6 protein-coding genes are annotated in these 7,097 nt (G+C 44.4%); 1 reads left to right on the top strand and 5 read right to left on the bottom strand.

Features of this window, described 5'->3' with window-relative positions; genetic code table 11:
• The 3 genes from WEIDD23_RS03340 to WEIDD23_RS13005 all read right to left on the bottom strand — a co-directional run.
• Positions 1-2,087 (bottom strand): leucine-rich repeat domain-containing protein (locus WEIDD23_RS03340; RefSeq protein WP_082778306.1); only part of this gene is annotated, 2,087 nt, incomplete at its 3' end.
• Positions 2,088-2,199: 112 nt separating this feature from the next.
• Positions 2,200-2,772, bottom strand: coding sequence for a uracil-DNA glycosylase family protein (locus WEIDD23_RS03335; RefSeq protein WP_010372213.1), 573 nt, complete (start codon positions 2,770-2,772; stop codon positions 2,200-2,202).
• An 81-nt stretch (positions 2,773-2,853) separates the two neighbouring features.
• A complete protein-coding gene (locus WEIDD23_RS13005) occupies positions 2,854-3,012 on the bottom strand; it encodes a hypothetical protein (RefSeq protein ID WP_010372211.1) in 159 nt (52 codons plus the stop codon).
• Positions 3,013-3,226: 214 nt separating this feature from the next.
• Here WEIDD23_RS13005 and WEIDD23_RS03330 point away from each other — a divergent pair, with 214 nt between their 5' ends.
• Positions 3,227-3,799 carry a TetR/AcrR family transcriptional regulator gene (locus WEIDD23_RS03330; RefSeq protein WP_010372208.1) on the top strand — a complete coding sequence of 191 codons (573 nt, stop codon included), beginning with the start codon at positions 3,227-3,229 and terminating at the stop codon, positions 3,797-3,799.
• Between the two features lie 69 nt (positions 3,800-3,868).
• On the opposite strand, the gene spxB is transcribed toward WEIDD23_RS03330, so the two are convergent.
• Both spxB and WEIDD23_RS03320 read right to left on the bottom strand, forming a co-directional pair.
• Positions 3,869-5,689 (bottom strand): pyruvate oxidase, encoded by a 1,821-nt coding sequence (spxB, locus tag WEIDD23_RS03325; RefSeq protein WP_010372205.1) that lies wholly within the window; start codon positions 5,687-5,689, stop codon positions 3,869-3,871.
• Between the two features lie 154 nt (positions 5,690-5,843).
• Positions 5,844-6,953 carry a serine hydrolase domain-containing protein gene (locus WEIDD23_RS03320; protein ID WP_062358754.1) on the bottom strand — a complete coding sequence of 370 codons (1,110 nt, stop codon included), beginning with the start codon at positions 6,951-6,953 and terminating at the stop codon, positions 5,844-5,846.
• Positions 6,954-7,097: the final 144 nt, after the last annotated feature.

The raw sequence follows: 7,097 nt of genomic DNA, 5'->3' as shown, positions 1-7,097 counted from the left end.
CTAGCTGACGTTGCCTGACTAGCAGCCACCAATGTGACGCCCCGCTTGCCGGCTAACGTTGCGCGTTCTGCTGACGAAGCCACTTCCTGTGTTGCCGCAGAGTGCTTAGTCCGCGTCTGGGTCGTCATCGATGAGCTTTGATGTACGTGAGAAGCCTGGCTGCTAAACTGCTGCGACGAGTGAGACTGCTTACTCGTTAGCACCTGACTTGATTTTGTATGTGACGTCGCTTGGCTCATACTTGATGACTGTGAACTGGCTTGGCTAGACTGGGGCGCCTGTGAGCTAGCTGCTACCGAACCGGGTAATGTCACCGTTGGTTGGCTGTCCGGAATGCCGGTTACCTTAAAGGCGACATCATAACGATGATTATAGCCAATACTAGCAATATTCACGTGCATATTTTCCATAAAGTACGGATTCGCAACTTGCGCTGGCGTTAGATGAAACTTTGTCGTCATTAAGGTTGCCACACCAACCGTCTTCGTTGATAGTCGCTCACCATCCTTAAAAGTCACACTATCATCCCCATAAGCACTTGGCACACTGACATTGACATACAAGTAGCCACCACCGTTACCATCAGCTTCAAACGTCGCATCTGGTTGGACATAATTACTAGCAACCGATGTTAATTGACTGCTGTCACCTTTTAGTACGGCTAGTTTCACTGCAATCCGTTGTGATTCTGGTGTGGTTGTCTCAACTGCCTGCTCAAACGATTGCGTAATCGTTCCAGAGAAGCGCTGACTGTTCCCCGTTGCCGCTGCGTTATCCCACGCCAAATAACCAGTCGTACCAGCTGTGACCCCGGTAAATGTGACCTGGTCATCCGTTACTGTTACGTTAGTATCTGCTTGTGGGGTAATTGCGACCGACGTGCCGTCAATCGCTTTAGCAGTGACTGGTACGGTGACCTCCGTCTGCCCTGCACTAACCGCAGCCGCTGGCAACGTGATTGACTGTTGCTTTGCATTCACATAGGTTAACCCTGTCATCTTAGCTAAAGGCGTCAAATCCCGTACATGATTACGCAGCAAGTTCACATAAGTCAAATTCGTTAAGCCCGCGATTGGTTGTAGCGTGGTCACTTGCGCATTTGAGAAATTCAAACTCGTCAACGACGTCAGATGCTGCAGTGGCGTTAAATCGGCGACTTGATCTTTGCTAAAGTTCAAACTCGTCAATTTCGTTAACTGCTGCAACGCGGTCAAACTTGTGATTTGATCATTAAAATCAATTGATAAATCCGTCAAACCTGGCATTGCCGCAAATGTTGGCATCATCGCATCCGTTAAGCCCATCTGCGAGAACGTTCCCTGTTGCAACTTCGTCAGAGTGCTTAACATGCTGATATCGCTGCTACGATTATTACCAATTGAAAGCGTGGTCAAATTCGTTAGTTTGGCAATTGGTGTAAAATCAGTAATTTGATTCGAACCAACCTTTAATGACGTTAATTGTGTCAAAGGTGCCAATGCACTAACATCTGTTAGTTTGTTACCTGCCAAACCTAATTCACGCAGTTGATGCAAATTGCCTAGTTCGGGCACACTGGTTACTTTCGTATTCTGCATTTCAAGTGATGTTAGCGTCGTCATCTGATTAAGCGCCGCTAACTTTTCAGGAACCAACCCATAATCGTCTGCAACTAAGTTCAAACTTTTAATCGGTGTACTCGTTAAAGGCGTTAAATCAGGTAAGACGGTCGCTTTATTCATCCGCAAGCTAACATCCTGCAACTTAGGCAGCTTGGCTAACGCACTAATGTCTGAAATCGCATTCCCCGTTAAGTCAATGATGCCGAGATTAGTGGCGTATTCCAAACCAGTTAAGTCCGTGATGCCGTCATAAGTCAAATTCAATTGCTGAATTTGGGCAACATTGCTTTTAGTCAGTGGTACACCGGCACCCAACGCACTTTGTAGTGCTTGACGCAGCGCTGCATCTGGTACCCAGTCAGATGCAGCATCAGTTGCCATAGCAATATTGTCAGTCGCGTATGTTGGCGTAGACATAATCGTCATGCCACCTAACACACTACTAAATAGCAAACCACCAATCATTGCCGTCCGCTTTATATTCATAAGATTCTCTTACCTACACATTCTAGGTCAGCACGTTCATAGCTGACATTAAATTAGTCCTACTTTTAGGAGTGTACAGGAATACTTACCAATAAACAATGTTTTCACAAACTTATTTGGCCAAAATCGTCGCCACTCGTTTTTGAAGTGCCGGCACAACCGTGGCTTCAAACCATGGATTCTTAGCCAGCCAAATATTGTTAAGTGGGGATGGGTGAGCCAACGGAAAATACTTAGGGCCAAAATCTGCAAAGCGTTTCACAATCGACGTTAAGGTTTCGCTAGATTTGACGTCTAAATAATACTTTTGTGAATAACCGCCAAGCAGCAAAATCAGGTCAATCTTTGGCATCGTCGCCATAATCCGTTGATGCCATTCCTGCGCCACAAATTTACGTGGTGGCAAATCACCCGTTTTCGCTTTACCTGGATAATAAAAATCCATTGGCAAAACACCAATTAGGCCCGAATCATAAAATACGTCACGATCAATGCCCATCCACTCTCTCAGTCGGTCGCCACTCTTATCATTGAACGATACGCCCGTCTGTTCAACCTTCAACCCCGGCGCTTGCCCAATGATTAAAATCCGGACATCTTGCCCGACCATGTAAATTGGTTCGAGACCTCGCTCAGTGAATGATTGATTCCGTGGGTCAGCCATAATCTCTGCTTTTAAATCCATTTTCCCCGCCTCCTTATTACTGCTATCATAGCAAACAAAAGCAAAACGCTCACACCAACTAATTTCAGTGCGAGCGTTTTATTAGGCATTCAATTTTACTAACACGACCAGCCAAAGTACTAGCATAACGCCAAAAAGTATATCTAGCAGCGTCCAAAACTTTGTTTGCTTTTTACGTGTCGTCATCAGCGCTATCCAGACCACCACTGTCACCACGAATAACGTCACAATTGCTGACATCGTCCCACCTCCTCATCATAAACCGTACCCCATAAACTTATGATACACTTGGTCGCCTTGCGCACTCAATGCCTCGTCGTTGTCACTTGTAAACGTCACCTAAAAATAAATTGAAAATGAAATAAGACTTCATTAAATCAACGTTATATAATATACGTCATGTATACAATACTGTTTCATCAGATTGCCACATTAACAATTCAAGGAGGTAATCATGCAATTCACTGACTCTGACATTCAAATTTTTCAAGCATTCGCTAAAGTCGCCCAACGTACCGCATCATTTTCTGATATTACAATCAAAGCGATTGCTGATGAGGTCGGCATCTCACGCCAGGCCATGTATCAAAGCCATTTTCGCAATACCGACGAGCTATTAACATCTTTGTATTACTATGTTGATCAAGATATTCAGGATGAAATTAAAGCGGTTGTCACAGAGCGGGCTGGTAGTCCATCTATCATTCATCACTTGGTTTATGCTGTATTACCACTGATTTATGACAAACGTGACTTCTTTCAAATCCTTTATTCTGATAAAATCAATTCCACTTGGAACGGCTTTATGGAAGACCGTTACAGTGATTTACTACTACCACTGTTTCAAGATCGCTTACATATGGGCGTGGTTGTCCCAGCGACTGTGCAATCTAAAGTAATTATCCATGAATTCATTGGCCTTGTGTCAATCTGGATGAATCAAACTGAGCCGGTCTTACCAGAGTCCTTCGCGCCAATTTTGATTTACGCCCTGAACAATTCTGCTAGCACAATGATCAATAATTAACACCATAAGAAAAAGCAGCTAAGTGTCGTTAGCTGCTTTTTTGTGTATGGTTATCTAATTTAGGTGTGTTTAGAAGCTAAACTTATTGCCTTCGTCAGCCTTAATGTAGTTTGACGTCAAGCCTTCACCTTCCAAGTATTCACGGAATGGTACTAGGTCTTCAGCCTCATACTTGGCCTTGTAGTCTGCAACGACATCTTCACTGTACAAGTTGGTATCCAACTTCAATGTTTCAACTGGAATTGGACGATCCTTTGTAATCTTGGCATCCACTACCACTACACGACCTTGCTTGTAGTAATCAACCGCTTCTTGCATAACGCGATCAATATCTTCAATGCGGTTAACCGTCAAACCAACGGCACCTTGCGCCTCACCAACCTTGGCGTAATCAACGTCAGTGAAATCAACGCCGAAGTTGTACTCGTTAGTATCCTCATACTTGTTCTTAATGAAGCCGTATTCTGTGTTGGTAAAGACGACATTGATAACTGGCATGTCGTAACGAACGTTCGTAACCACATCAGGGTATGTCATTGAAAAGGCACCATCACCGATGATGTTCCAAACTTGACGGTCTGGGTACGTGTTCTTTGCCCCGATTCCACCAGGCAAAGCGATTCCCATCGTCGCGAACAATGGTGATGTTCGCCACATGTTCTTAGGATTCATGTGCAAGTGACGCGTTGACAATTGGGTCACGTCACCGACATCAGTTGAGAAGATGGCATCTTCATCAGCCAACTTGTTAATCGCATTGTAGACTTGGTAAGCCTGCAATGGACCTTCTGTCTTCTGCTCCAACTTGTTCATGTAATCGCGCCAGTTTTGCACGTTCTTAATGTTTGCACGCCACCAAGCGTTTTCTTCAACAGGGGCCACCTTTGCCAACAACGCTTCAAGCGTCTTACCTGCATCCGCCAAAATGGCAACGTCCGTTTCGTGACGCTTACCAAGCATTGCTGGGTTCGCATCAACTTGCACAAACTTCTTAACGTTACGGAACGTCCCTTCAACTTCTGAGAATGGGAAGTTTGTTCCCATAAACAATACTGTATCAGCTTCCAATACCGTTTCGTTAGCTGGCTTCCAACCAACACGGAAGGTTGAACCCGTCAATGCCTCAAAATCCCAGTCGAAGTTATCAAAATTCTTACCCGTCGTAATGACTGGTGCCTTAATCTTCCGTGACAACTCTTGGACTAAATCACCGTGGCCTTGTGTACCAAATCCAGCATAAATCACTGGACGCTCAGATTCAGCCAAAATGTCGACAACCGCATCGATATCAGATGCTTGTGGCTCAACTGGTCGGTAGTTTTGGAACTTAGGACCTGATGAATACAATGGCGATGAGTAAATTGAAGCGGCGTCAAGCTCTGCAAACCCAAAGTCAGCAGGGACTTCAAGTACCGCAACACCATGTTGTGAGATAGCCGTACGAATGGCATCATCCACCAAGTGTGGCAATTGTTCAGCCGTTGCGACACGTCGGTTATAAACCGCAATATTTTCATACATTGGATTTTGGTTTAGCTCTTGGAATGAATCCATATTCAATTCGCGAACTGGCTTTGAACCTAGGATGGCCAACACGGGGATGTGATCCATTGCGGCATCATACAACCCGTTAATCAAGTGGGTCGCACCTGGTCCCCCTGAACCAACTGTTACCGCAATTTTACCACCGAACTTGTATTGCATAACGGCAGCCATGGCACCAATTTCTTCGTGCTTCACTTGAATAAACTTAATGTTGTTTTCTGGATTTCCCATTGCATTCATCAAGCCGCTAAGCGTACCTGATGGAATACCGTACATGGTGTCAATCCCCCAACCTTCCATGACTTTCAATGCTGCTAATCCTGCAGAAATCTTCGTATCTGACATTTCAATGCCCCCCATAAATTTAAAGCAAACGTTGTAAGCGCTTTCTTGTTTACATTGTATTTTAAGTAAGCATCGATTGTCAAGTTTCTGGGACTATTCACGAACCGAAATTGAAACATTCCGCTGTTTCATGCGGACGAAATGCTTCGCGACTTTACTCAACTGTTAGTAGGCTATCGTAGAGGTGAATAACAAGATCCACATTCGTGTGTGCCTTGGTTGTATCTTCGTTGCTTAACCAAATAACTATGTTTTTACCATCTTTGCTCATCTTAACTGACGGTTCAAAGCCTAAAATAATCCCGTGCATCCGGTAGGCATTGCCATCATCGTACATCCCACTCGCATAGGTTTCATTAGGTGCCAGTCGCATCATTGCATTAAATTGCAGCTTTGAAATAATCTTGTTGCTTAACTCATCTCGCAGTAATTTATAGAGATTACCCGTCGTCATCTCAATACTACCGGTCCCAATTTCTCGGTTAAAGATATTCGGATTATCAAAATAAGCTGTCCCATCTGCCCCGTAGTTTGCTGTCTTATATGGACTGTCAATGAAGTCGTTGTAGTCCGTATAATCGATATGATGTTGGCCCTTGAACGTTTCCTTTAATAAATCGGCATAAGAACGACCAGTAACCTGGCGCAAGATGCCAACTAACGCGACGTAATTACCAGCTGAACAGTACCAAGCCCCACGTTGATCCATCACCAACTGTGATAACGCATACTTTTCATAGCCTGCTTCATCAAGCGTGGCTTCCGTTTTGCCTATTTGATTATAACCAGCTGTCATATTCAACAATTGCTGTACAGTAACGGTGTTGGCTGCCGGTAATTGTGGTAAATATTGGCTCACCTTATCAGTTAACTTAATCTTCCCCGTTGCCACTTGTTGCATCACGAGCAATGCCGTTAGATTCTTCTGAAGTGACGCAATCCCATACAAAGATTGGGTTGTCGCTGGCTGGTTAGTCTGCTTATTTGCCAAACCATATCCCTGATTGAGAATGATTTTACCGGCTTTGGCTACTAATAATGTGCCACTTCGACCAGTCGCTTTGACTTGCTGGTCAATCGCTTTGGCCAAAACCGACTGTGGTTGCACGGGCGCGTTTATATTTTGCTTAACCACCGGTTTATGAATTTTCCGAACCTTTGGTGCTGCTTCGTGGCCAATTACACCATGCGATAGGTAGGTGAACGTCCCTCCTGTGACTAAAATCGTCAGGATTGTCGCACCAAGTATTTTACCAACTCCCATAATTTCCCCCTCAATTGTCATTAGTTGCTTCGGACTAAACATAAAGAACTAACGCTTTGATATGATGCTGTCAATTATACAACGGCGGGTAGTTTTCATTTAGTCACAATTGCCCATATTTGTTAAAGGTTGCAATAGACGCAA

Source organism: Weissella sp. DD23 (assembly GCF_001579105.1).
Lineage (GTDB): Bacteria > Bacillota > Bacilli > Lactobacillales > Lactobacillaceae > Weissella > Weissella cibaria.
The sequence above is the reverse complement of the archived record's forward strand: the minus strand, read 5'-3'. Positions and strand labels throughout refer to the sequence as shown.